This window comes from Filifactor alocis ATCC 35896 (assembly GCF_000163895.2).
GTDB lineage: Bacteria > Bacillota > Clostridia > Peptostreptococcales > Filifactoraceae > Filifactor > Filifactor alocis.
Genome location: NC_016630.1, coordinates 923,900 through 948,936, shown reverse-complemented (window position 1 = coordinate 948,936; position 25,037 = coordinate 923,900). Strand labels below are relative to the sequence as shown.

The window sequence follows — 25,037 nt, the reverse complement described above, 5'->3', positions numbered from 1 at the left end:
AAATTTATTTAATGTATTCTTTTGATAATTCAACATATCTTTTAGCACTTATTTCGATATCTTTTTTTTCATCTTTGGTAACATTACGAATTACTTTACAAGGATTTCCATAAGCTACTACGCCGGGAGGAATTATCGTGTTTTCAGTCACCAAGCTACCCGCACCGATGATAGAGCCTTCCCCAACAATGGCACCGTTCATCAAAATACTACCCATGCCAATCAATGCGCCGTCTCTTATTTTGGCACCGTGAATAATTGCTCCATGACCGACGATGACATTATTTCCAATCTCTACAGGGTAACCTGTTGTTGTATGTACAACAGATTGTTCTTGAAAACAAGTACCGCTTCCGATAGTAATGGAATCAAGGTCGCCACGAATGGTTGCATGGAACCAAACACTACTATTATCTTCAATCGATACATTTCCGACAACATCGGAACTGTCTGCGATGAAACAATGTTGAGATAAATCGGGATTGAATGTTCCGTATTCTTTAATCAAGATAAAAACCTCCTTTGCTAAGATACATTTTTAATAGAATACATTGAAATATCCATTATCAATACAAATAGATATTTACAACCACAACTTCTTTATTATACCTAATTTTGATGTAAAAATCAATCAAATTCCTTAGTCATTTTGATATGTTGAAAGAGTTTGAACATCATATTTTTTGTTACTTTTCATTTTTTCTTCCAATTCCCCAACGCTCTATGGTAAGTTTGGTACGGTCAGAGCCGACTTCAATTGTTGCTGAAGTATCAGATAGTTTTACAATACGACCATTGATTCCTCCAATCGTTGTAATTTCATCGCCTACTTTCAAATTTTCTCGCATGACACGGACTTGTTTGTCTTTCTGTTGTTGTGGACGAATCAAAAGAATATAGAAAATTCCTAACAGAAAGAAGGGAAGTCCGTAAGAAAGAAGTTGTTGTGTCGTCATCTTTGTCACCTCCTAATGTATGTTGGATTACTTTGAACAGAAAAATAAATTTCTTATAAAAAATAGAAATCCAAATGTTGTTTCAAGTAAGTTTTTATCACAATTATTTCTAAAAAAATAATACAATACTTTGTGATGAAATTCAAATATTATTTTTATGTGGAGACAATATCCGAACAGGTTGATTTTTGCATAATTATAGAAAGGGGAACAATATGTTTTGAAAAGAGCTATGTTTTGTTTGGTTTTTAATGGAAAAAAAATTTCTATTTCATAATGTTAATGTATTGGAGTTAATTAAAATTAAAATAGATAAAAATTGATGTTATCGGGATATGTAGAAAACTTTAAGTAAATGGTTCGCAGACAAGAATCGCATACTGTTTTATTCATAAAAATGGAACTGTCTTTTTTGATTGATAGTATTATCTGTTGTTGTTTTCCATACTTATTTACAATTATTATTTATAGTTTCAAAATTCTGTCCCTTTTTATAGTGTTCCATCAACTTGTTCATCCCATTTCGAAGAGAATGAGATTGAACAGTCATTTCCTTCAAATTTGAATTTTCGGTATTTTAATTAGGCTTCTGGTATTATAACTCATTTATCGAACCAAAGTAGGAAGACAAGATAAATCCTTGATTGCATTTTCTCCAAAATCAATACCATAGAATTTCAGTCCCATAGTCTTTGCACATTTCAAATCGCTAACAGAGTCCCCACACATTATAGATTCCGATAAATCAATGTGTGGATATTTTTCAATAGCCTGTAAAATCAAACCTGTTTTAGGTTTACAACATTCGCAATTATCAGTTCTTGAATGAGGGCAAATAAAACTATCTAATACCCTTATATTGTTAATTGCTAATACTTCTAATAGCTGATTATGGAAACTATTAAATTGTTCAAAGGTAATAACACCTTCTCCTATTATATATTGATTGCTAACAATAATTATTTCAAACCCTTGGTTGTTAAGAAGCTTCATTCCTGTTATTGCTCCGTCTAACAATATAGGATTTTCAACATTTTTCCAATCCATGTCAGGATAATCTAAATTGATTGTTCCATCTCTGTCCAAAAAAGCAACTTTCATAACGACCTCGCATTTTTCTAAAATCAACATTATTTTTATTGATACATCTTGTGAAAAAAACATCAGTTTGTGAGCAAAAATCAAATTTAAAATAATTATTAGGAAACCGATTACTACTTACAGGCACATTTCTATTACCATAATTGGAAAAGTAATCGAATACTTTCAAGATTAATACTAAAATTCGTTAGAACGATTTATAAATCGTTCTGTTAATGAGCAAAGTGTATCTGTATTTTCTGAAGGAAATTACCAAAACTTTGTCTATTGAAGTTTAGTATAAAATAGTGATTAGGTATATTTTTTGTTGGGCGGTTCATTTATTTTGTTGATTTCGAAAGGTATTTCTTTCCCAAAACACACCTTCTGTATATCCTTGTATGGAAGAATTGTTGTCCGCCATTTCCAGTCTTTTTTCCGTCCAAATGCAGTATTGTGGATTCTGTTCAATTCCTACAAAGTGACGATTTAATTTTTTTGCGGTAACCGAAGTAGAGCCGGAACCTAAAAACGGATCGAAGACAACATCGCCACGGTTGGAGCTTGCAAGAATCAATTTTGCAAGAAGTTTTTCCGGTTTTTGTGTTGGATGCGCTGTGTTTTCGGACATTGACCAATAAGGGATAGAGATATCATCCCAAAAATTAGAGGGATAAGTATTTCGAAACTTTCCGTTTTCTGTTTCTTCCCAATCTTTCGGCTTGCCGTTTTTTCGGTAAGGCGCAAGAACTTTTCTTCTGATTTTGACATCTTCTACATGAAAAGTAAAGTTTTTTGATTTTGTTGCAAACCAAATATCCTCCATTCCGTTTTTCCAGTTAGACATTGCTCCACGGCCTTTTTCTCTTTGCCACGTAATTCGATTCTGTAAAAAAAAGTATTGTTTGAGTATGTTTCCGATGATAAGACTGGATTTCCAATCACAGCAAACATAAACACTTGCCGTATCTTTTAGAAGAGGGATCACTTTTTGAATCCACTGTTTTGTATATTCCTCATAATCGGTATCATTCAGTTGTTTGAATTGTTTTCCGTTAAAATTTTTATCCAGATTGTAGGGAGGATCTACGATAAGCAAATCAACAAAGTTTTTGGGGAGATATGGTATTGTATCGAATGTATCGCCTAAAATGGTTTTATCCAAAACGGATGACAGAGGAGCGGATTGTTCGAGTGTAATACATCGATTTAAGTATTTCTGCCCTTCTTCAACGCTTAAATCTATTGTTTTGTTTCTGGTTGCTTTCATAATAGTTGCCTCTCTTTATTGATAGAACGTCAGAAGACAATTGCTTGATAGGTAAACAAGAGAAAGTGGATTAGTATCAAGCTTATCAAGCAAGATAACGGTTTTAACATGGAGAAATTAGTTTAAAGTTGGTAACCGTAACTTTCAAAAAACTCTTTTCTAAAATCAAGAAGTCTGTCTTCTGCAATTGCTTCTCTAATCTGTTTCATCAGGTTAATTAAAAAATGAAGATTGTGTGTCGTAATCAATCGAGCGCCTAAGATTTCATTGGTTTTTACAAGGTGACGAATGTAGGCACGGGAATAGTTTTGACAAGTGTAGCAGTTACAGTGTGAATCTAACGGCTCAAAGGATTCTGCATAGTTTGCGTTTCTCACCACGACTTTCCCTTGACTTGTCATGGCAGTTCCGTTTCGTGCAATTCTTGTCGGAAGAACACAATCGAACATATCGATACCACGAATCACACCGTCAATCAAGTCATCCGGTGAACCTACTCCCATCAAATATCGCGGTTTATCCGTAGGAAGAAGCGGGGCGGTATGCTCCAAAATATCCCTCATCATTTCTTTTGATTCTCCAACGGAGAGCCCACCGATGGAATATCCCGGAAAGTCGATTTCTTGTGTTCTCATCGCGGATTCGTATCTCAAGTCTTTATACATTCCGCCTTGCACAATACCGAATAATGCTTGTACATCAGTTTTTTTGTGAGCGTTTTTTCCTCTTTCTGCCCACCTCAGCGTTCGTTCCATCGAATTTTTGGTATAGTTGTAGTCGGCAGGATAGGGTGTGCACTCATCAAATGACATGATGATGTCAGCACCAAGTGCATTTTCAATCTCCATCACTTTTTCAGGAGACAAGAAGTGTTTACTGCCATCTAAGTGGGAACGGAAGGTAACTCCTTCTTCTGTTATTTTTCTTAAATCGCCCAAACTGAATACCTGAAAACCACCTGAATCGGTTAAGATTGCACGATCCCAATTCATAAATTTGTGCAGTCCCCCTGCCTTTTCAACAAGATGGTGCCCAGGTCTCAAATAGAGATGATAGGTGTTGGATAGAATGATTTTAGCATCCATTTGTTTCAATTCTTCCGGTGTCATAGATTTTATGGTGGCTTGCGTTCCGACAGGCATAAACACGGGAGTGTCTATCGTACCGTGTGGGGTATGCAGTTTTCCAAGTCTTGCGCCGGATTGTTTACATACTTTAATTAGTTCATATTTAATAGCGTTCATAAGTCCTCCAAATAGGTTGATAAGTAGGTAAGTTTTTCAATTGTGAATGAACATAGCATCACCAAAACTGAAAAAACGATAGTTTTGTTCAATCGCTGTCTTGTAGGCATGCATAATAAATTCTTTGTTTGCAAGTGCGCTGACAAGCATTAATAGTGTAGACTCCGGAAGATGAAAATTTGTAATCAAGGCATCTGCCATTTGGAATCTATAGGGAGGATAGATGAAGATATCAGTCCATCCTGAAAGTTCAGATATCCTTCCATCACGAGCGGAAGATTCCAAAGTTCGAACGGAAGTGGTACCTACACAGATAATACGTCTTTTCTCTGCTTTGGCTTGATTGATTCGCTGTGCAACATCTTTTTGGATCTCATAGTACTCTGTATGCATATGATGTTTTGTGACATCTTCAACCATAACAGGACGAAAAGTCCCAAGACCTACATGAAGAGTTACATATTCTAATTGGACACCGATGTCTTGTAATTCAGAAAGAAGTTTTTTGGTAAAATGCAATCCCGCTGTCGGAGCTGCCGCAGAACCGTCTACTTTAGAATATACAGTTTGATATCTCTCTTTATCTTCCAATTTTTTGTGAATATAGGGTGGAAGAGGCATTGTTCCAAGCATATCCAATATTTCTTCAAAAATACCGTCATATATAAATTCAATGATTCTAATTCCTTCATCTTTTATTTCTTTTACAACAGCAGAAAGTGTTTGATGAAAAAAGATAATATTTCCTATTTTCAAACGTTTTGCCGGTTTTGCCATAACTTCCCATGTAGTCAAATCCATTCTTTTTAATAGAAGGAGTTCAATATTTGCGCCGGTGTCTTCTTTTGTTCCAAAAAGACGTGCCGGTAACACACGAGTATTATTCATAACCAGCACATCTCCTTTTTTCAGATATTGAGTAATGTCTTTGAAATGCTTATGTTCTATCTCTCCTGTTTTTTTGTCTAAAAGAAGCAATTTAGATGAATCTCTTTGTTTAAGAGGTTCTTGAGCAATGCATGCTTCCGGCAAATCATAATAAAAATCTTTTGTGTTCAATGTGGTAAAAATCCTTTCTTTCTTTCTTTATTTTTATCAAATGGACGGATTATTCTTTTTCTTATTGTACATTAACGCCTTTAAAATAATAAGAGATGATTTCTTTGTAGTTTTTTCCTTTTTTTGCCATAGCATTTGCACCAAATTGGCTCATTCCGACACCATGTCCAAAACCGTGACCTACAATGATGATAGGATCTGATGAGCTGACCTGTATCGATTCACTTGGAAGTAATATCGGAGAGGATGATTTTTTGTTTAACAAGTTACTCAAATCCGCAAAAATATTGTCCAGGTCATTGGACGAAGGACGCAATGATGGAGTTGTGTCTGCAAAATTAAAGTACATACTTTTGATTGTAGTAGTCCCAATCAGTCTTCTGAAAGACTCTTTTGTAAAGCTGCGGGTTCCGGATGTTCCATAAATGGTAATTTTTTTTGCACGACCATTTTCTGTTTTTTCATCAATGGAAATGTTCTTGATTTTTCCGACAGATTGACCGGAACGGGATAGGATTCCTTCTAATTTTGATTTGCTGATAGAATAGGTCCAATTTGCATAGGAACCGTTGTTAGAAAAGGAATCGCTTACTCCTATGAGATAAGGTTTTTTCATTCCCCAAATATTTTCACTGCTTTCTGTTTGTCCACCGCTTTCTGAATGGAAGAAGAGAGAGGCGATTTCTCCCTGATAGTATCCGATTTCTCCCTCTGTTTCATCTACTGCACGATTTGTTCTTTGGTGCTCAGCAGCAATTCCTCCGTATACTTGAGAAGTGGTTGTGGTGTCTAAATCAAATCCGTACTTTTTGAATTTACCCATATTTGTGACAGTAAAATTTCGAGAACAGATTGCTTGTGCCTTAAGAGCATCCAGTTCCCATTCAGGGGATATTTCTTTTGGCAATACGCCATAGAGATAATCTTGAAGTCCGATATAGTTGATTGCGGTCAATGAAGAATTGTTTGATAGAAGCTCCAATTCTCCGCGATATTCTTTCTTTTCTATCTTAAATTTGTTGTTTGAAGAAGATAGGGTAATATCCTTTTTCGGATCAAAGGCAAACAGGATAGAGTCGTTTTGTTTTACCAATACTACAGGAACGGAAAGGTTGCCTTTCTTTGACAGAGTTGCGTTAAAATAGGTGTCCTTGTAATAGCAGACAAAACTTTCGGAAGAAGATTGTTTTGCTTCCCATTCTGTGGAGTAAGAACGGCTGAGATATACAAAACCAAGTTCTACGCGATTGGCATTTCGGTTGGAATGAATAACAGGAATCGAGTTTTGGTTTAATTGTACCTGTTCGATGTTCACAGAATAGTTATTTTTTGCACCGGATGCATACTTCAACCCAATCCTAACTTTGTAGTGATTGTCATAATTGTTGTTTGCAAAACTGATGATGGTATTGCACCACAGTAACAACATAAAAATGAGTAATATTTTTTGTTTTTGTTTCATATTGAACTCCTATTTTTTATCAGGCATTTCAAAACCTAAGTGACGGTAAGACTGTTCTGTTGCCATTCTTCCTCGAGGAGTACGATTCAAAAATCCCTTTTGGATAAGGTAAGGCTCGTAGACTTCCTCAACGGTCTCTCTGTCTTCCCCGATAGAAGCGGTTAATGTTTCGATTCCAACAGGACCGCCGGAGAATTTTTGTATAATGCTGCATAGTATTTTTTTATCCACAATATCTAATCCTTCTTCGTCTACCTCAAAGACAAGCAAAGATTCTTGTGTGATTGCAAGAGAAATATTTCCGTCTCCTTTTACTTGCGCATAATCTCTTACTCTTTTTAGAAGGCGGTTGGCAATTCGAGGAGTTCCTCTTGAACGTTTTGCAATTTCTTCCGCTGCCTGTTCCTCAATATAAATCTCTAAAATTTGTGCAGAACGGGAAATAATTTTTTTAAGATTTGTGGCAGAATACAACTCTAAGTTTAAGATGACACCGAAACGATCTCTTAGCGGAGAAGTTAACATCCCGCTTCGTGTTGTTGCTCCTATCAATGTAAACTTCGGTAAATCGATTCGAATAGAGCGTGCCGAGGGACCTTTTCCTATGATGATGTCAAGACATCGATCCTCCATTGCCGGATATAGAATTTCTTCTACAGTGCGATTTAATCGATGGATTTCGTCTATGAACAAAACATCTCCATCAGATAGATTTGTCAAAATTGCGGCTAGATCACCTGATTTTTCAATCGCAGGACCTGAGGTAATCTTGATGTTGGCACTCATCTCATTCGCAATGATGTAGGACAGCGTTGTTTTTCCGAGTCCCGGCGGACCATAGAGCAACACATGATCCAATGCTTCGCCACGAAGTCGAGCAGCCTGTATAAAAATATCTAATTGTGATTTTACTTTGTCTTGACCGATGTACTCTTCCAAAGTACGTGGCCGTAGTGAATAGTCTGTTTCAATATCTTCTGTTTGAAAAGACGAACTAATCAATCTTTCATTATCTTCAAACATAATAGTCTCCATTCTGTTTTATTATTTAAATATACTGTTAAACCTTACTCAGTTTAGAAAGTGCAAGAGGAATTAATTCATCGAGAGATTGAGCTGTATACTGTTGTTTCACCTCTTGGACTGCATCATAAGATTCGTTTTTAGAAAAGCCAAGACTTACGAGAGCTTCTATCGCATCATCTTCTGTTTGGTTGATGGGCGAAGCAATTTCTATTGCATCGTTGTCAATTTCAAAGTGTGAAATTTTATCTTTTAATTCTAATACAATTCGTTCGGCTGTTTTTTTGCCTACTCCGGATACTTTGGAGAGCTTTTCAATATTTGCAGTAACGATATAGGATTTGATTTGATCTACTTGATAAGTCGATAGAATGGATAATCCTACTTTCGGACCGATTTTTGATACGGAAGTCAACTGTTCAAACAATTCTTTCTCTGATTTTTCAAAGAATCCGATCAAAGAAATATTATCTTCCCGAACAATCATTTTTGTATACAATCGGATATTAGAATGTTGTTTACAATGTTCCATTGTGTTTTGAGAAACTTGAATTTCATATCCGACTCCACTACAAACAAGCAGAATACTGTCTAAGGACAGTTCTTCAATTTCTCCGTATAATAGTCCTATCATGATAATATAAGCTCCTTTATATATGAATATTGTGAAATGTTCTTTTGTCAGTTTATGAAAGAGAAGGGGATTGTCAAATATCAAACTTGAAATAGTTTGGAAAATCGACTCGTATGACAATGATTTGTCGCAATTGCCAAAGCATCTGCCGTGTCATCGGGTTTTGGGACTTCTTTTAAACGCAAGGTTGTTTTTACCATCTGTTGAACTTGTTCTTTGGGTGCTTTTCCATATCCGCAAATTCCCTGTTTTACCTGTAAGGGTGTGTATTCGTAGACGGGGATATTGTGCTCTTTGGCAGCAAGTAGCATAACGCCTCGAGCTTGTGCAACATCAATGACTGTTTTTGCATTCTTAAAAAAGAACAATTCTTCGATTGCCATTTCTTCAATATGATATTTCTCAATTAAAAAACACAGTCCTTTATAAATTCGTTGAATTCTATCTACGAACGGTTCTTTTGCATCCGTTTCGATACTTCCGTAATCAATGACTCGAAATGAAGTTCCGTTATAGTCAAGAATTCCATATCCGACAATTGCATACCCCGGATCAATCCCTAAAACAATCACAATTTTCCCTTCCTTAAATCACAGTGCTAATTTTCATCTGTTTTTTACATATTCGACTAAACGCTTATCGTCAAAATTGAAGATAAGAATTTTGTTAGCATTGCCCTAATAAAAATAAATTATAAAATTTTTCAAAACCATGTGTCAATTATACCATAACTAAAGGAGCTTGTCTTACTTTTATAGGAGTGAGAATTGAAAAAAGACAGTAAAAAAGCCTTCTGTTGAGTGAGAAGTATCTATTTTTACAATTGGCGTATATTTGTAAAATAAATATTACAAAATACGGGATATATTTTTCTTAATTGTAACTTTACTGTAATTCACATTTTTGTAAATTTGTTGTATGATTGGTATAGGTAATCAGTCATAAATTATTTAGGAGGGATTTAATATGAAAATTAAGAAAATTGCAGTTGTGGCAATGGCATCTGTTATTGGAGTGACATCATTTTCTTTTGGTGCAGGACTGTTTCAAAATAAAAAGGTAAGTTATGCAATCAACATGGTTGCGAACGGGTCTCCTTATATAGTACAAAATCAAGCATTAAAGCCATTTGCAACAGATGACGGATACACTTACTTATCTGTAAGATCTTTGAGTGAACTGGGGTTAGTTGATATCGATTGGAATGGACCTACCAAAACTGTGACAGTGAGTGCAAAACAGACAGAAGACCCTGTGCAAGTAGCACAATTGAATCAAAGAATAGCACAATTAACAAACGAAAATATACTTTTGAAAAAAGAAAATGAAGAACTGAAGGCAAAAACATCTTCAGGGAAATCAAGTGATTCTTCTAATAAGAAGAACAAGAAGTCTTCCGGAAATGAATTGTTAAAAGATATGTCTTCCAGTGACAGAAGAAGTTTGGAAAGAGATATTAGCAGTGATTTGAAAAATGTAAAAATCTCTACTCGTGAGTATTCAAGTCGTTTTACCTTTGATCCGGATGTAAGAATCAGCGGAAATCGCGTAAAATTGACACTGACAGCTCGAGAAAAATTGGATGCCGGTGAATGGAATGATATTATAAAGGGAAGAAGAATGAGCTACTTGGAAGAAGAGTTTTCTGATGAAGCAAAAGATAATGTAATCAGTGTAGTAAAAGATTTGTTGAAAAATTATTATGACTATGAGATTGAGGTATCTTTCCAAGCTTCTAAAACTGACAGCAATAAAGATATGAAGGAAATTGCAACTGCAAATTACAGAGAATCAAGCGATAGATATAAATGCTATATTTCTAAATATTAAGAGTATTGATGTTAAAATACCGGGATAGTGTGGTATGCTGTTCCGGTATTTTTATATTTATTCATGAGTATCTGTGTATTTATTTTCTATGATAATTTCAGTTTGGTATACTATCATGAGAAATACACATTACATAATATTGTCGTAGCAGAAAAAATTATGAGAACTTTTTATTTCTGATCATTCATAAAAACTTTTTTTCTTTGCAGATTTATGGTATGATACAGTTAGTATTATGAATAGTTAGATTACTTCTGTTCAAATATTGAATATCTTTTTGAAATACTTACTTTTGTTGCGAACTAAATAAACTGAAAATACTAACAAATCTATTTGTTTCACATTTGTCGAATTCTAAAATTTTTGTTATTTTACATATTTGTAGATAGAAATGTTTGTGAATGTGTAGTATAATAGTTAGCGTATGCAAATATATTCTGAAGAGTAAGTGAGAACAAAACTAGGGATAGTTTTTTTGTTAGACTGTGAGGAAAAAATGAAGAATAGTATGAAGAAAGAAATTTTGTATGTGCTTTCTCTTTTGACACAACTTGGAGTTTCTTTTCTTTTTCCGATTCTTGTGATGATTTATCTATCAAAGTATCTGGAGGAGTGTTATGGTTTTTCTCATTCCGGGATGATTTTATTTCTGTTGATTGGATTATGCGCGGGAATTTTCAACGTCTACAAGTTATTGCGAAGATTTATGAAGTAGTATATGTATAGGACTTTGTTTTAAGCTAAAATTTACAGTATTCGGGGTGATTTTTTTGAGGAAAGACATATTGAAATTTCAATTCAAGTTAAGCATGCAAACAATTATGCTTGCAATTGCGGTTTCAATCATGGTCTTTTTTTTTACGAATTCCGGTAAGAAGATGATTTTAGGTATATTCTTAGGAACATTTATTTCTTTACTTAATTTTAGACAAATGGCACTTGGTTTTGAAAAAGCAGTCCGTATGGAAGAGACTCGAGCAAAAAGGTATGCAATAATTCAATATATGATTAGATTTTTTATTGTTGGAGCTGTTTTGGTTTTGTCTGCCCGTTCTCCTTATGTGAATGTACCGGGAGTTGTGATAGGGTTGTTTCTTTTGAAAGTAGTAATTTTGGGTAGCAATTTTCTAAAATTTATTTTTAGAAATTCTATATAATGTTTGTTGGGGGAGGAGGAACAGGTTAAAATGGAAAATAGTTTTGGACCGGTTATATTTTATGAAACATCTTTTGGATTAAAAATTACCGAAACTTTGGTGGTTAGTTGGATTATTATAGGAGTATTAATTTTATCATCGTACTTATTAACAAGAAATTTGAAAAAAGTTCCAACAGGGGTTCAAAACATACTGGAAATGTTGGTAGGAGGTGTGTATTCGTTAGTGAAAAGCACTATGGGAGCAGAACATATTTATTTTGCACCATATATCGGAACATTGATGCTCTATCTTGCTGCTGCGAATCTATGTGGATTGACAGGTTTTATGAGACCACCTACAGCCGATTTGAACACTACATTCGGCTTGGCGCTCATCACTTTCTTTATGTGTCATATCAAGGGAATTCAATCAAAGGGAATAAAGAGTTATTTGAAAGGGTTTACAGAACCATTTTTCTTATTGACACCGATTAACCTTATTGGAGAAATTGCAAATCCGATTTCATTGTCCTTTCGTCTATTTGGAAACCTCGTGGGGGGCTTGATTATTATGAGTTTAGTCTATGGTGCATTATCATCTTTATCATCCATGTTGTTCGGTTGGAATGTACCTATTCTGCAATTAGGTTTTCCGGTACTTCTTCATATGTACTTTGATGTATTTTCCGGACTGTTACAAACTTTTATTTTTGGAATGTTGACAATGGTATATATCTCCAGTTCAATGGAATAATATTTTCGAATTCTTTTAATACCTTAAAGAAAGGAGTGGAATTTATATTGAATCAAACAGACTTTATCAATCAATTTTTTACTTGGTTGATGACATTTGATAGACGGGCACTTATCTTTTCGGCATCGGCGATAGGAGTAGGATTGGCAATGATTGCAGGGATTGGTCCGGGAATCGGACAAGGCTATGCAGCAGGGAAAGCCGCTGAAGCTGTTGGAGAAAATCCAAAGGGGCAGAAACAGGTGACACTGGTAATGTTGTTAGGTTCAGCTGTTGCAGAAACATCCGGGATTTTATCTTTGGTAGTTGCTTTGCTGTTGTTGTTTGGAAATCCCTTGATTAAAGTAGAGGGAAAAGCGATTATTCTGATGGCATCGGCGATAGGTGCAGGATTTGCGATGATTGCAGGAATCGGATCGGCTGTCGGACAAGGCTATGCAGCAGGAAAGGCAACTGAGGCTTGCGGAAAAAGACCGAAATACCAGCAGATTATTATGAAAGCGATGTTTATCGGACAAGCAGTTGCGCAAGCATCTTCTATTTTTGCGCTGATTATTGCATTGATATTGTTGCTCGCAAATCCATTGATTTAAGGATGGGTAATTATTTTTAAGTTTATTCTCATTTTTATATATAAATATAATAAATTGTTAATTTTTAAGGAGGAAAATGAAATGCAAGGAATTACAGGACAAGATTTAATTTATGCGTGTTCAGCTATTGGAGCAGGGTTAGCGATGATTGCCGGAATCGGACCGGGGATTGGACAAGGCTATGCGGCAGGTAAGGGAGCAGAGGCTGTAGGAAGACAACCGGAAGCGCAAGGAGATATCATCAAAACAATGCTTCTTGGAGCAGCTGTTGCGGAAACAACCGGTATCTACGGACTTATCATTGCTCTAATATTAATCTTTGTGAAACCGTTTACAAGCTAATCGTTTTTGAGTTTAGGTCAAAATAAACGAAGAGGAGGTAAGCTTTTGAATTTCATAAAAGATGGACTAGTAAGTTTAGGTAGATGGAACGTGTTGTTCACGATTTTAAATACATTCATCCTATATTTGGGGCTAAAACACTTTTTGTTTGAACCGGTGAAAAAAATGATGGATGAAAGAACTGCCGAGATAGAAGAACAATTAGATTCTGCAAAACGAACTGAAGAGCTCGCAAATGAAACTTACGAGCAGTATCAAGAAAAGATGAGAAATGCGAAAGAAGAAGGCATGAAGTTAATTCTTGAAGCTCGTCATAATGCACAAGCTCAGTATGATGATATTGTGAAAAGTGCACGAAAGGAAGCGGAATCTGTTAAGAAAAAAAGCGAAGAAGATATTCTTAGAGAAAAAGAAAAAGTGATGGATGGAATGAAAGACGAAATTGGAGAAATGGCCATTCTTATCGCAGAACAGGTAATTAAAAAGAATATAGAGCCACAAATTCAGGGAGAACTGATTGATGAATTAATTCAAAATGTAGGTGATTCACAATGGCAGAAATAGCAATCAATCGGTATGTTGACTCTTTATATGAGATTGCAAAAGAGGATCATATAGAACAAGAGTTGTTATATCAATTGAATCAAGTTGTAGATATTTTTTTACAAAATGAAGATTTTTACCATATTATGAAAAGTCGTTTTTATAAAAAGGAAGAAAAAAAGAATTTATTATCAGAAATTTTTTCTGAAAGGGTGCATGAGTATCTTTTGAATTTTATAAAAATATTGATTGATAACGGAAGAATCGGCATGTTGGAAGATATTAGAGATGCGTATAAAAAACGATATTACGCTGATGAAAACATCAGAGAATTTGAAGTGATTACATCAATTCCGATGACTTCGATTCAAAAAGACAACCTGATATCACAACTGAAAAAGATAATACAAGCAAAAGAGGTTTATTTAATAAACTATGTTGATCCTGCTATCATAGGTGGAATGAAATTAAAATCAAACGATGTGGAATTGGATCAAAGTATTACAACGATGCTAAAAAAAATGAAACAGCAATTACAAGAAAAGATGATTTAGAAGGGCGGTAAACCTATGGATATTCGACCAGATGAGATTAGTGCTCTGATTAAAGAGAGAATTAAAAATTATGGGTATAATGCTCATTTCAAAGATGTAGGAAAAGTATTGGAAATAGGCGATGGAATCGCAAAAATCAGCGGTCTGGAAGACTGTATGTCCGGAGAAATTTTGGAGTTTGAAAATGGGGTATATGCAATGGCTTTGAACTTAGAAGAAAGTTCGGTGGGTGCAGTTATGCTGGGTTCAGACAAAGGAATTAAGGAAGGAGATGCTGTTAAAACAACAGGAAATGTTGTACAAGTTCCTGTCGGAGAACAGTTGTTAGGAAGAGTAGTGAATGCATTGGGACAGCCGATTGACGGGAAAGGTCCTATTTTGACGAAAGAATATATGCCGATTGAAAGAAAGGCAGCAGGAATTATAGAGAGAGAAAAGGTAAGCGAGCCTTTACAGACCGGAATCAAAGCAATTGATTCTATGATACCGATTGGTAGAGGACAAAGAGAGCTTATTATAGGAGATCGTCAAACCGGTAAGACTACAATAGCAATTGATACCATCTTAAACCAAAAGGGAAAAGATGTTATTTGTGTTTATGTTGCAATCGGACAAAAATTATCAACTGTGGTACAAATAGTAGAAACTTTGGAAAAACAAGGGGCGTTGGACTACACCATTGTAGTTGCAGCAACAGCTTCTGAGTTGGCGCCGTTGCAATATATTGCACCATACTCCGGATGTACAATGGGCGAGTATTTTATGGATAGAGGAAAGCATGTATTGTGTGTTTATGATGATTTATCCAAACATGCTGTTGCTTACCGCACACTATCGCTGTTGCTTAGAAGACCACCGGGAAGAGAGGCATATCCGGGAGATGTTTTTTATTTGCATTCAAGATTGCTTGAGAGGGCAGCGAAACTTTCAAAAGAGAAGGGTGGAGGTTCTTTAACCGCTTTACCTATTATTGAAACACAAGCCGGTGATGTTTCTGCATATATTCCGACAAATGTTATCTCTATTACAGATGGACAAATTTTCTTAGAAACAGAATTGTTCCACTCGGGAATTCGTCCGGCTGTAAATCCCGGAATTTCTGTATCACGAGTTGGAGGGAATGCTCAACTTAAGCCAATGAAGAAAGTGTCCGGAACATTGCGTTTGGATTATTCTCAATATAGAGAGTTACAAGCGTTTTCTCAATTTGGTTCAGATTTGGACGCTGACACAAAGGCGCGTTTGGATCGTGGGGAGCGTATTGTTGAAATTTTGAAACAGGGGCAGGCATCTCCGCTTTCTGTAGCAGAACAGGTCATTATTATCTATGCTGCAAATAAAGGGTATTTGAAAGAGATTGATATAAAAGATATTCCTGAATTTGAGAAACAACTATTTAAATTTTTAGAAGGTGCGTATCCGAATTTAGGAAAATCTATGATAGAACACAATGATATTACCAAGGAAGATGAAGAACTGTTGCATAAAGCATTATCTGAGTTCGTAGAAGAATTTAAAAATAGATAAAAGCCTCAGTGGTTGAAGAGAAAGGAGGTCTTTATGGCAACAGGAATGAAAGATATAAAAAATAGGATTACCAGTGTGGAAAATACCATGCAAATTACAAAAGCGATGGAGCTTGTTGCATCTTCCAAGCTTAGAAAAGCAAAGGACAAAGCTGAAAAATCCAAACCTTTTTTTGATATTTTGTATGATACAATGGTAAGAATTGCCTCGGCAAAAACAAAGCAACTATCTTCTGTTTATGTCAAACCTCGAAAAGAGAAAAAAGCGGGATTTGTTATTATCGGAGGAGATAAGGGGTTAGCCGGAGGATACAATACCAACATTTTTCGAAAAGCTGAAGAAAAAATGTCCGGAAGAGAGGTTTGTGTGTTGCCAATAGGAAAAAAGGCATATGAATACTTTCGTAAAAAAGGATATCCTATCGTAAAACGATTTGAAAACATTCCGGAAGAGGTAGAAAAAGTACAGGTAGTGGATATTGTAGATACCGTGATAGAGTTGTATAAAAACAAAGAAATTGATGAGTTGTATGTAATTTATACAGAGTTTGTATCTGCATTGACACAGATTGTAAGGATAAAAAAATTACTTCCTTTGTATCTTAAACCTCGTGAGTTGGAGGAAGAAGAATATGAAACGGTTCAGTATGATCCGTCACCGACAGCAGTTTTTGATAATATTGTACCGCTTTATTTAGAAGGGATTTTTTATGCGGCGGTGTTAGAATCTTATGCATCTGAACAAGGTGCGAGAAGAATTGCGATGGAATCTGCGACCGATAACGCAGGAGAAATGATAGAACAGTTGAATTTGCAATATAACAGAGCTCGTCAGTGGAACATTACACAAGAACTTTCTGAAATTGTTTCTGGTGCAGAGGCGCTTAAGTAAAGAATAGAAGGAGAAGTTTATGATTCAACAAAATGTAGGAAAAGTAGTGCAAATTATCGGAGCGGTATTGGACATACGCTTTGATGCTGAGCATTTACCAAGTTTGAAAAATGCGATTATCATCAAAAATGGAGAGAAAGAGGTAGTAGTAGAAGTAGCACAGCATATAGGGGAAGATATGGTGCGTTGTATTGCCATGAGTTCTACTGATGGATTAGTGCGTGGAATGGATGCAATTGATACCGGAGGAGCGATTTCTGTTCCCGTTGGTAAGAATACGTTAGGAAGAATTTTTAATCTTTTAGGACAGCCGATTGATGAGGCGGGAGATTTGGAAGAAGGCGAAAAATGGCCGATTCATAGAGATCCTCCTGCGTATGAAGAACAACAGACAAATGCTGAGATTTTGGAAACCGGAATCAAAGTAATTGATTTGATTTGTCCTTATCAAAAGGGTGGTAAAATCGGATTGTTTGGTGGAGCGGGTGTTGGTAAAACAGTTATTATTATGGAATTAATTAACAACATTGCCAAACAACACGGCGGGTTATCCGTGTTTACCGGTGTCGGAGAAAGAACCAGAGAAGGAAATGACCTATATTATGAAATGAAAGAGTCCGGCGTTTTGGATAAGACGGCGTTGGTGTTCGGACAAATGAATGAACCGCCGGGAGCGAGAATGAGGGTAGGTTTGACCGGGCTTACAATGGCAGAATATTTTAGAGATAGAGCAGGACAAGATGTATTGTTGTTTATTGATAATATTTTTAGATTTACACAAGCCGGTTCAGAAGTTTCTGCACTTCTTGGACGTATGCCTTCGGCTGTGGGATATCAGCCTACATTGGCAACAGAGATGGGAGCGTTGCAAGAAAGAATTACCTCTACACAAAAAGGCTCTATCACATCAGTACAAGCGGTATATGTACCTGCCGATGACTTGACAGACCCTGCTCCTGCAACAACATTTGCCCATTTGGATGCAACGACTGTATTGTCGCGTCAAATTGCATCTTTAGGGATTTATCCTGCAGTAGATCCTTTGGATTCTACATCAAGAATCTTGTCTCCGGAAGTAGTAGGAGAAGAACATTACGAAGTTGCCAGAGGAGTTCAATCCATTCTACAAAAAATGAAAGACTTGCAAGATATTATTGCGATTTTGGGAATGGATGAACTGTCAGAAGAAGATAAAATTATTGTATCTCGTGCAAGAAAGGTACAAAGATTTTTGTCTCAACCGTTCAGCGTTGCAGAGCAATTTACAGGAATGGCAGGAAAGTATGTTCCTGTCAGTGAAACGATTCGTGGATTTCGTGAAATTTTGGAAGGAAAACATGATGATGTTCCGGAGTCGGCATTTTTGTTTGTAGGAACCATAGAAGAAGCGATTGAAAAGGCTAAAAAGGAGGAATAGTTATGTCAACATTCCGCCTAAAAATAGTAACCCCTGAAAAATTATTTTGGGATGGAGATGTAGACCTGGTAGTAGTGCATACTATAGAAGGTGATATTGGGATAAAAGCAAACCATGTCAATTACATCTCGACACTGGATATTGGAAAAATAAAGATTCAGACAGGAAAAGAAAAAAAAGAAGCTTCTATTTCAAGAGGGATGATTCTTGTTTCACAAGATTGTACTACCATTGTAGCGGCGAATGCAGAGTGGCCGGATGAAATTGATGTTGAAAGAGCAATGAGCTCGAAGCAAAAGGCTGAACAACAGTTACAACAATATAAGCCCGGAGACAAAGAGTTTTATGCCGCGACAGCACATTTGAAAAAAGCAATGGTCAGAATGAGTTTGAAAAAATAGAGCTTGTTTTTTGTAATATCTGTTAGGGGGAGGTGTACCCTTAACAGATATTTTTTACATTTTTCACATAAAAAAACAAATAAATGATGTACGGCGAGAACGGTAGGTATGTTTTTATAACAATAAATTACTTAGTGTGATACTAGACTTCAATAGACAAACAGATAAAAGTTTTATTAAATTCATCTGAAAACCACAGATACGATTCAGAGAAGTAACAATATGACTTATCAATTGTTTTAACGAAGTTTAGTATGAAACAGGAGGGGTACTTATGAGTAAAGTAAAAAAATTCATGTCTTTATTTTTAGTGACAGTTGTTGTATCTTCAATGTTCTCTGTCGTGTTTGCTAATGATATGAACAACAGGAATACTTTGACTAACGAAGAACTTGTGAGATTATTGAGAGAAGCGAAAGGCGGAGAAGTTGAGAATTCCGGACAGTCTGCGATTGCGATTGGCGTAATAGGTGGAAAAGATGACGGAAAAGAGAAAATTGCAGCAATGGCGATGGGAGAAATTGGAAAAGAAAGTGAACGAACTGATGGATTGGCTACCGTACAGGTACTATCAGACCGTTTTTTGGATGACTATTTAGGCTTGTCGTTTGAAGTCAGCTCTACTGTTTCTTCAAAATTGGTCGGAACTGCTACAATTACGGCATATCATAGTTTGAACGGTCGAATTTTAAGCAAAACTCAAGTAACATCGACAGATAACTTGAATCAAAAGTTTTTTATGTGGGTGGGAAATTCCGATAAAGTGAAGATAAAGATGTCCGGGGCTTTTGTTACAGTTGATGGAGGACAAACATATCCGTTAAGTATATATGAGTCTTTTGATGTTTGTCGATAAGCGATTATGTTTGTGAATACAATATAGTTAAAGTATGATGACCGTTGCTTTTTATTAGGCACAGAAGAATAAAAAATATCTGTTAAGGAAAGATGATTTCCTTAACAGATATTTTTTGTTATTTTGATAATTCCAATTCAGAATACTATACAAAGTGATTTTGTTCTTTCAAGTATTTTGTATGGCAATTGTTGTTTACAAAAGTTGTTTGTTATAAGGAGTAGGAGATATTTTTGATAAAAAGACGTTCGACACCTAAGAAACTGCCGTGTCCAATAGAAACGATGTCGTTCTTTACGACTAAAGAATCGCATATATGAAAGGTAACGCCTTCTTCGGTGAGTTCAGTGAAAACGGTATTAGAGTGATTCGGTTTAGAAGAAATTACAAAGTCTCCATAAGAAGTACAACACACTCTCCTTTTGATTGGCTCAATATAGAGATCAGTTATCTTCTTTTTGTTGATATATGCTTTCGCATCTGCATCCAGTTCAATTTTCCACATAGTACATACTTCCTTTCATTGAGAATTTAAACATTCAAAGAAAGATTTCTCTATCATAACAGATAAAAAAATCTTTCCAATTGGTGCCCAGAGGCGGAATCGAACCACCGACACGAGGATTTTCAGTCCTCTGCTCTACCGACTGAGCTATCTGGGCTTGTATGAAATTGATGTATTCGTACAAAAATGGTGGGCTTAGCAAGACTCGAACTTGCGACCTCACGCTTATCAGGCGTGCGCTCTAACCTGCTGAGCTATAAGCCCCTGAACATATTCTTTATGCTATATGATTCTAACAGTCAAAACAGAAAAAGTCAACAAAAACATTGAAATTATCGTAGACAACTTGATTATCATGGAGAATTGGTTTGAAAGATTTTTAATATATAAGTTATTGTATAAAATGAGTCGAATTTTAATCATTTTGTATATCGGTTGTATCGTTTTCTTTGTGTTTGTGCTACAGTCTTTAATAAAATCTTAGAATAACCCCAATTTATATTAAAATCTAATTGATATTCCATAAATTTGAAAAAATGCTCTGTTGAATGTTGTCATTATTGAAGTAAGCAAAAATATAGTTGTGAATCATTAAACTATGAATTGTACATTAAATTATGACAGTGAGCAAACGGAAGAGATAATAATATTTGTTTGTTCTAAGTATTTATTTGGTATTGTGAGCGGTAATGATTGTGTAGCTGTATGAAGGTTATTTTGATGCCAACTGCTTCACAATACCAAATTTTACCTTGTTTATAAATCAAACAATCTTTATTTAAAATTTTGTTTTTACAGTACTCAACTATATCCTGTACATCAAACTTTAGGTTTCTTTTGATTCTCTAAACTTCCGTTTCTGTAGTATGAATTTTCTTGATATTTTCAAACAATATTTTCTTACCGGGTGTTGATTTTTCAGATTTATTGTTAATCGTTGGTGTGTTTGTCAGAGTTCAATTATTTTTGTGTTTTTTAATCAGCAAACTCTCCATCATAACAGAAACTAAAGCGGTAGGATTGATGACAAAATTTTTATCTGTGATTTTTTTGTTAAAGTAAGAAACAGATTTGTCGTGGTCAAGAATTTTATTTATGGATAAATACTGTTCAATTTCATCAAGCAAAAAAGCGGTTTGTTTGAGTTTTTCATCAGAAAAATTATTTGCATAATGAATGCTTTTCATGGTTCGTTTCAATTTTGTGTTAGGATATGTTTTTTGAAACACATTCCTTAATGTCAAAACAATATCATGGAATGTTTGTTTTTCCAAATTATCAAAGTTGCTCTCAGATAAAATGTTTTTATCACATAAGCTTTTGATTAGTTCTATAGATTGCTGTTTCAAATCAACCGTCATTTTTAAACTCCCTATTTTTATTTTGTAATCATGTGTTTCGTTTCATTCATTTTTTGTGAATTGAGGATTCTCCTTGTTTCAAGATGTTCGTATCTATAAAAGCAGTAGATTTGTTTCTTGTTTTTTGGATATTCGTATCTTATTTTATTTTATGGAAGAGTGACTATCAGCCACGCCAAGCATAATACATCCCTTGATTGGCGGAACGATTGATGTTTTCGGTATTCATCCAATGATACTTATTTTTAATCCATTGTTTTCCACGGTGTTGCAGTTCCTTATTTGCATCTTCATTCTTGTAATCATAATTACTATAGAAATAGTTTTCAATGTCGTTTCTTGTTTGTTCAATGTAACTTACAATAGAAATTTTTTCATCATTAGAAATATCGGGGTAGAGCTCTTCGATTATTTCGATGATTGGTCTGTGGAAATTTTTGCCAAATTCCAGAGACGAACTATAGACTGTATTTAAAATTTGTTCATCCATACCCTTCATCTCCATTATAATATTGGAATTTCCTCTACATAATTATAATTTGCACAATTGTTTATGGATTGTTTCGCTCCGGGAAATTCGTCAGTTTTATTGCTTCGATATTTTTAATATTCTTCAATACATTTAGGGGATGTCCTATTGACGATTTATCATTCTCAAATCGTTTGAATAAGATAATGCAGATGTTCTATAAACCTTTTTTGAAAAAATTACGAAATTCTGCAACTTCAGAGCCGGATTGTGTGATTGCTACTGAATGTTTTGCACCCTTAGCAATCCCGGGAGCATAGGTAATAGGTTCAAATTGAAATGAATGTTTTTCATTATATACTCTGCAATACCCTAAGCGAGTTTCGGTGTTACTTCCGTTATCTTTATTAAATACGATAGGGTTATCGTATTCACTTAAATCAGGACTAACAGCAATTACAACAACTTCTCCTTCTTTATATCCTACAATAAAGTTACTGTGTTCTGTAATTTCAACAATGACTGCATTGGTGTAATTTTCCATATGGCAATAAATTATTTTATAGTCATCTCCATTGGGCATGCTTTCATTGAATATTTCTCTCATCCGTGCTTTGTTTTTTCTATTATCTTCGTCACTTGCTCCTAAAAAAGCTTTCTTAGCAAAATCCATAAGTCCCATAGTTGTACTCTCCTTTAAATCTTATAAATCTTAGTTTCTAATTACTATGTATTTTAGTATTAACTACTATTATATAAATAGTATCTTTTTTGATAAATATGTCAAGAGATATCCTCAAGTTAAAATAGGAAATTCAAAATTTTTATGATGAAGTACTCTACTGCAAAATGAAAGCATCACCGTATTTCTTTGATTGTAGTTCCACTTGTTTGAAATATAAAGTGAGAATTGAACAGAAAGAAGAAAAAGAGAAGAAAAGAATTGACAAAGAGAAGAAGATATGATAAATTGAACACACCATCGAGGTAGGAGAGGCAGCATCAAAACAGACAGCAGAAAAGAAAGCAGAAAGAGCCGATAAAAAAGATAAAAAAAGATGTTGACAAACCGAAAAAGAGATGGTAATATAGACAAGCAGTCCGGCGAGGTAGAAAAACCACAGAGGGCAGCGAGAAAAAAGAATGAACCTTGAAAACTAAACAGCAGAAAAAACAACCAAGCAATTGAAAAATTGCAAAGCGAAAAACCACTTAATCGAAAGATTAAGGAAAAAGCAAACCGGTAAATAACTTTGAAGTTGTTCAAGAGAACAACCGGAGCAAAACTGAGAAAAGATTAAAACGAAGAGTTTGATCCTGGCTCAGGATGAACGCTGGCGGCGTGCTTAACACATGCAAGTCGAACGAACGACTATTAACAGAACCTTTCGGGGCGAAGATGATAGAAGTTAGTGGCGGACGGGTGCGTAACGCGTGGGTAATCTGCCTTTGTCAAAGGAATAACTATTCGAAAGAATAGCTAAAACCGTATAACATATTAATAGGGCATCCTAATAATATCAAAACGATAGTGGACAAAGATGAGCCCGCGTCTGATTAGCTAGTTGGTGAGATAAAAGCCCACCAAGGCAACGATCAGTAGCCGACCTGAGAGGGTGAACGGCCACATTGGAACTGAGACACGGTCCAAACTCCTACGGGAGGCAGCAGTGGGGAATATTGCACAATGGGGGGAACCCTGATGCAGCAACGCCGCGTGAGTGAAGAAGGCATTCGTGTCGTAAAACTCTGTAGTAGGGGAAGAAAGAAATGACAGTACCCTAAAAGAAAGCCCCGGCTAACTACGTGCCAGCAGCCGCGGTAATACGTAGGGGGCAAGCGTTATCCGGAATAACTGGGCGTAAAGGGTGCGCAGGTGGTTTAACAAGTTAGTGGTGAAAGGCATAGGCTCAACCAATGTAAGCCATTAAAACTGTTTAACTTGAGTGCAGGAGAGGAAAGTGGAATTCCTAGTGTAGCGGTGAAATGCGTAGATATTAGGAGGAATACCAGTGGCGAAGGCGACTTTCTGGACTGCAACTGACACTGAGGCACGAAAGCGTGGGGAGCAAACAGGATTAGATACCCTGGTAGTCCACGCCGTAAACGATGAGTACTAGGTGTCGGGTGAAGAACTCGGTGCCGAAGTTAACACATTAAGTACTCCGCCTGGGGAGTACGCTCGCAAGAGTAAAACTCAAAGGAATTGACGGGGACCCGCACAAGCAGCGGAGCATGTGGTTTAATTCGAAGCAACGCGAAGAACCTTACCTAAACTTGACATACCAATGACAGCCTTTTAATCGAGGACTTTTACCTTCGGGTAGACAATGGATACAGGTGGTGCATGGTTGTCGTCAGCTCGTGTCGTGAGATGTTGGGTTAAGTCCCGCAACGAGCGCAACCCTTGTCGATAGTTACCAGCAGTAAGATGGGGACTCTATCGAGACAGCTAAGGACAACTTAGAGGAAGGTGGGGATGACGTCAAATCATCATGCCCCTTATGTTTAGGGCTACACACGTGCTACAATGGTCATTACAGAGAGAAGCGAAACTGCGAAGTCAAGCAAACCTCAAAAAGATGATCCAAGTTCGGATTGTAGGCTGAAACTCGCCTACATGAAGTTGGAGTTGCTAGTAATCGCGAATCAGAATGTCGCGGTGAATGCGTTCCCGGGTCTTGTACACACCGCCCGTCACACCATGGGAGTTTGGGGGGCCCAAAGTCAGCGACTCAACCGCAAGGAGAGAGCTGCCCAAGGCAAAACAAATGACTGGGGTGAAGTCGTAACAAGGTAGCCGTATCGGAAGGTGCGGCTGGATCACCTCCTTTCTAGGGAGAAAAGAAACTGCTGTTTAGTTTTGAAGGTTCAACCTTCAAAAGAAGAAAAAGACATATTGCAAGCATTTTTGAGGAAACTCCAAGAAGTTACCAAAAAGCGAAGCAATAGAATTGTACCTTGAAAACTGCATAACATCTAAGAAATTACAGAGAAAGCGCGAGACGATAGAAAGAAAAACAAACGAAATCGAGAGAAAAACTCAAGAGTAAAAAAGAATTGCAAGCATTTTCGAGTAAGTTCGAGGCGGATGATGAGGAAAGAGGGAGCATATAAAAGATATGTGA

28 protein-coding genes, 2 tRNA genes and 1 rRNA gene are annotated in these 25,037 nt (G+C 36.1%); 14 read left to right on the top strand and 17 right to left on the bottom strand.

The window, feature by feature from the left end; translation table 11 throughout:
* Positions 1-4 precede the first annotated feature (4 nt).
* The 10 genes from HMPREF0389_RS04285 to ruvC form a co-directional block, all read right to left on the bottom strand.
* Entirely contained in the window at positions 5-508 is a 504-nt protein-coding gene (locus HMPREF0389_RS04285) for a gamma carbonic anhydrase family protein (protein ID WP_014262461.1), read from the bottom strand.
* Positions 509-686: 178 nt separating this feature from the next.
* Positions 687-956 carry a preprotein translocase subunit YajC gene (yajC, locus tag HMPREF0389_RS04280; protein ID WP_041250799.1) on the bottom strand — a complete coding sequence of 90 codons (270 nt, stop codon included), beginning with the start codon at positions 954-956 and terminating at the stop codon, positions 687-689.
* Between the two features lie 606 nt (positions 957-1,562).
* Positions 1,563-2,057, bottom strand: coding sequence for a D-glycero-alpha-D-manno-heptose-1,7-bisphosphate 7-phosphatase (locus HMPREF0389_RS04275; RefSeq protein ID WP_014262459.1), 495 nt, complete (start codon positions 2,055-2,057; stop codon positions 1,563-1,565).
* A 316-nt stretch (positions 2,058-2,373) separates the two neighbouring features.
* On the bottom strand, positions 2,374-3,306 hold the full coding sequence (locus HMPREF0389_RS04270; protein ID WP_014262458.1) for a DNA-methyltransferase: 933 nt from the start codon (positions 3,304-3,306) through the stop codon (positions 2,374-2,376).
* A 122-nt stretch (positions 3,307-3,428) separates the two neighbouring features.
* Positions 3,429-4,550 carry a tRNA guanosine(34) transglycosylase Tgt gene (gene tgt, locus HMPREF0389_RS04265; protein ID WP_014262457.1) on the bottom strand — a complete coding sequence of 374 codons (1,122 nt, stop codon included), beginning with the start codon at positions 4,548-4,550 and terminating at the stop codon, positions 3,429-3,431.
* A gap of 36 nt (positions 4,551-4,586) precedes the next feature.
* Entirely contained in the window at positions 4,587-5,609 is a 1,023-nt protein-coding gene (queA, locus tag HMPREF0389_RS04260; protein WP_014262456.1) for a tRNA preQ1(34) S-adenosylmethionine ribosyltransferase-isomerase QueA, read from the bottom strand.
* Between the two features lie 61 nt (positions 5,610-5,670).
* Positions 5,671-7,071, bottom strand: a complete 1,401-nt coding sequence (locus HMPREF0389_RS04255; RefSeq protein ID WP_014262455.1) for a SpoIID/LytB domain-containing protein — start codon at positions 7,069-7,071, stop codon at positions 5,671-5,673.
* Positions 7,072-7,080: 9 nt separating this feature from the next.
* Positions 7,081-8,094, bottom strand: a complete 1,014-nt coding sequence (ruvB, locus tag HMPREF0389_RS04250; RefSeq protein ID WP_014262454.1) for a Holliday junction branch migration DNA helicase RuvB — start codon at positions 8,092-8,094, stop codon at positions 7,081-7,083.
* 37 nt (positions 8,095-8,131) lie between these two features.
* Positions 8,132-8,728 (bottom strand): Holliday junction branch migration protein RuvA, encoded by a 597-nt coding sequence (gene ruvA, locus HMPREF0389_RS04245; protein ID WP_014262453.1) that lies wholly within the window; start codon positions 8,726-8,728, stop codon positions 8,132-8,134.
* 80 nt (positions 8,729-8,808) lie between these two features.
* Positions 8,809-9,300 (bottom strand): crossover junction endodeoxyribonuclease RuvC, encoded by a 492-nt coding sequence (gene ruvC, locus HMPREF0389_RS04240; RefSeq protein WP_014262452.1) that lies wholly within the window; start codon positions 9,298-9,300, stop codon positions 8,809-8,811.
* A 394-nt stretch (positions 9,301-9,694) separates the two neighbouring features.
* Between ruvC and HMPREF0389_RS04235 the strand changes: the two genes are divergently transcribed.
* From HMPREF0389_RS04235 to HMPREF0389_RS04175, 13 genes are all read left to right on the top strand, one after another.
* The gene (locus tag HMPREF0389_RS04235) at positions 9,695-10,558 is read left to right on the top strand and encodes a hypothetical protein (protein ID WP_014262451.1); all 864 of its coding nucleotides are present in this window, start codon (positions 9,695-9,697) and stop codon (positions 10,556-10,558) included.
* 496 nt (positions 10,559-11,054) lie between these two features.
* Positions 11,055-11,273 carry an AtpZ/AtpI family protein gene (locus tag HMPREF0389_RS04230; RefSeq protein ID WP_014262450.1) on the top strand — a complete coding sequence of 73 codons (219 nt, stop codon included), beginning with the start codon at positions 11,055-11,057 and terminating at the stop codon, positions 11,271-11,273.
* A gap of 70 nt (positions 11,274-11,343) precedes the next feature.
* The gene (locus tag HMPREF0389_RS08730) at positions 11,344-11,715 is read left to right on the top strand and encodes an ATP synthase subunit I (protein ID WP_049770201.1); all 372 of its coding nucleotides are present in this window, start codon (positions 11,344-11,346) and stop codon (positions 11,713-11,715) included.
* A gap of 30 nt (positions 11,716-11,745) precedes the next feature.
* Positions 11,746-12,450, top strand: coding sequence for a F0F1 ATP synthase subunit A (gene atpB, locus HMPREF0389_RS04220; RefSeq protein ID WP_014262448.1), 705 nt, complete (start codon positions 11,746-11,748; stop codon positions 12,448-12,450).
* A gap of 47 nt (positions 12,451-12,497) precedes the next feature.
* Entirely contained in the window at positions 12,498-13,043 is a 546-nt protein-coding gene (gene atpE / locus HMPREF0389_RS04215; protein WP_014262447.1) for an ATP synthase F0 subunit C, read from the top strand.
* An 81-nt stretch (positions 13,044-13,124) separates the two neighbouring features.
* A complete protein-coding gene (atpE, locus tag HMPREF0389_RS04210; RefSeq protein ID WP_041250797.1) occupies positions 13,125-13,385 on the top strand; it encodes an ATP synthase F0 subunit C in 261 nt (86 codons plus the stop codon).
* Positions 13,386-13,430: 45 nt separating this feature from the next.
* Positions 13,431-13,949, top strand: coding sequence for a F0F1 ATP synthase subunit B (atpF, locus tag HMPREF0389_RS04205; RefSeq protein WP_014262445.1), 519 nt, complete (start codon positions 13,431-13,433; stop codon positions 13,947-13,949).
* The gene (gene atpH / locus HMPREF0389_RS04200) at positions 13,937-14,482 is read left to right on the top strand and encodes an ATP synthase F1 subunit delta (protein ID WP_014262444.1); all 546 of its coding nucleotides are present in this window, start codon (positions 13,937-13,939) and stop codon (positions 14,480-14,482) included. The genes atpF and atpH overlap by 13 nt, the downstream gene beginning before the upstream one ends.
* A gap of 15 nt (positions 14,483-14,497) precedes the next feature.
* Positions 14,498-16,009 (top strand): F0F1 ATP synthase subunit alpha, encoded by a 1,512-nt coding sequence (atpA, locus tag HMPREF0389_RS04195; protein ID WP_014262443.1) that lies wholly within the window; start codon positions 14,498-14,500, stop codon positions 16,007-16,009.
* Between the two features lie 33 nt (positions 16,010-16,042).
* Positions 16,043-16,900, top strand: a complete 858-nt coding sequence (gene atpG / locus HMPREF0389_RS04190) for an ATP synthase F1 subunit gamma (RefSeq protein ID WP_014262442.1) — start codon at positions 16,043-16,045, stop codon at positions 16,898-16,900.
* 19 nt (positions 16,901-16,919) lie between these two features.
* A complete protein-coding gene (gene atpD, locus HMPREF0389_RS04185) occupies positions 16,920-18,317 on the top strand; it encodes a F0F1 ATP synthase subunit beta (protein ID WP_014262441.1) in 1,398 nt (465 codons plus the stop codon).
* A 2-nt stretch (positions 18,318-18,319) separates the two neighbouring features.
* A complete protein-coding gene (gene atpC, locus HMPREF0389_RS04180) occupies positions 18,320-18,718 on the top strand; it encodes an ATP synthase F1 subunit epsilon (RefSeq protein ID WP_014262440.1) in 399 nt (132 codons plus the stop codon).
* 274 nt (positions 18,719-18,992) lie between these two features.
* The gene (locus HMPREF0389_RS04175) at positions 18,993-19,574 is read left to right on the top strand and encodes a hypothetical protein (protein ID WP_014262439.1); all 582 of its coding nucleotides are present in this window, start codon (positions 18,993-18,995) and stop codon (positions 19,572-19,574) included.
* 211 nt (positions 19,575-19,785) lie between these two features.
* On the opposite strand, the gene HMPREF0389_RS04170 is transcribed toward HMPREF0389_RS04175, so the two are convergent.
* From HMPREF0389_RS04170 to HMPREF0389_RS04140, 7 genes are all read right to left on the bottom strand, one after another.
* Entirely contained in the window at positions 19,786-20,079 is a 294-nt protein-coding gene (locus tag HMPREF0389_RS04170; protein WP_014262438.1) for a hypothetical protein, read from the bottom strand.
* An 81-nt stretch (positions 20,080-20,160) separates the two neighbouring features.
* Positions 20,161-20,236 (bottom strand) — tRNA-Phe (locus HMPREF0389_RS04165).
* A gap of 30 nt (positions 20,237-20,266) precedes the next feature.
* Positions 20,267-20,343 (bottom strand) — tRNA-Ile (locus HMPREF0389_RS04160).
* 395 nt (positions 20,344-20,738) lie between these two features.
* Positions 20,739-20,921: a DUF3781 domain-containing protein gene (locus tag HMPREF0389_RS09275; protein WP_331666321.1), complete on the bottom strand. Its 183-nt coding sequence runs from the start codon at positions 20,919-20,921 to the stop codon at positions 20,739-20,741.
* A gap of 114 nt (positions 20,922-21,035) precedes the next feature.
* Positions 21,036-21,440, bottom strand: coding sequence for a hypothetical protein (locus tag HMPREF0389_RS04150; protein WP_014262437.1), 405 nt, complete (start codon positions 21,438-21,440; stop codon positions 21,036-21,038).
* 166 nt (positions 21,441-21,606) lie between these two features.
* A complete protein-coding gene (locus HMPREF0389_RS04145; protein WP_014262436.1) occupies positions 21,607-21,930 on the bottom strand; it encodes a hypothetical protein in 324 nt (107 codons plus the stop codon).
* A gap of 196 nt (positions 21,931-22,126) precedes the next feature.
* On the bottom strand, positions 22,127-22,591 hold the full coding sequence (locus HMPREF0389_RS04140; protein WP_014262435.1) for a hypothetical protein: 465 nt from the start codon (positions 22,589-22,591) through the stop codon (positions 22,127-22,129).
* Positions 22,592-23,208: 617 nt separating this feature from the next.
* On the opposite strand from HMPREF0389_RS04140, the gene HMPREF0389_RS04135 reads away from it, so the two are divergent.
* Positions 23,209-24,743, top strand: a 16S ribosomal RNA gene (locus HMPREF0389_RS04135).
* Positions 24,744-25,037 lie beyond the last annotated feature (294 nt).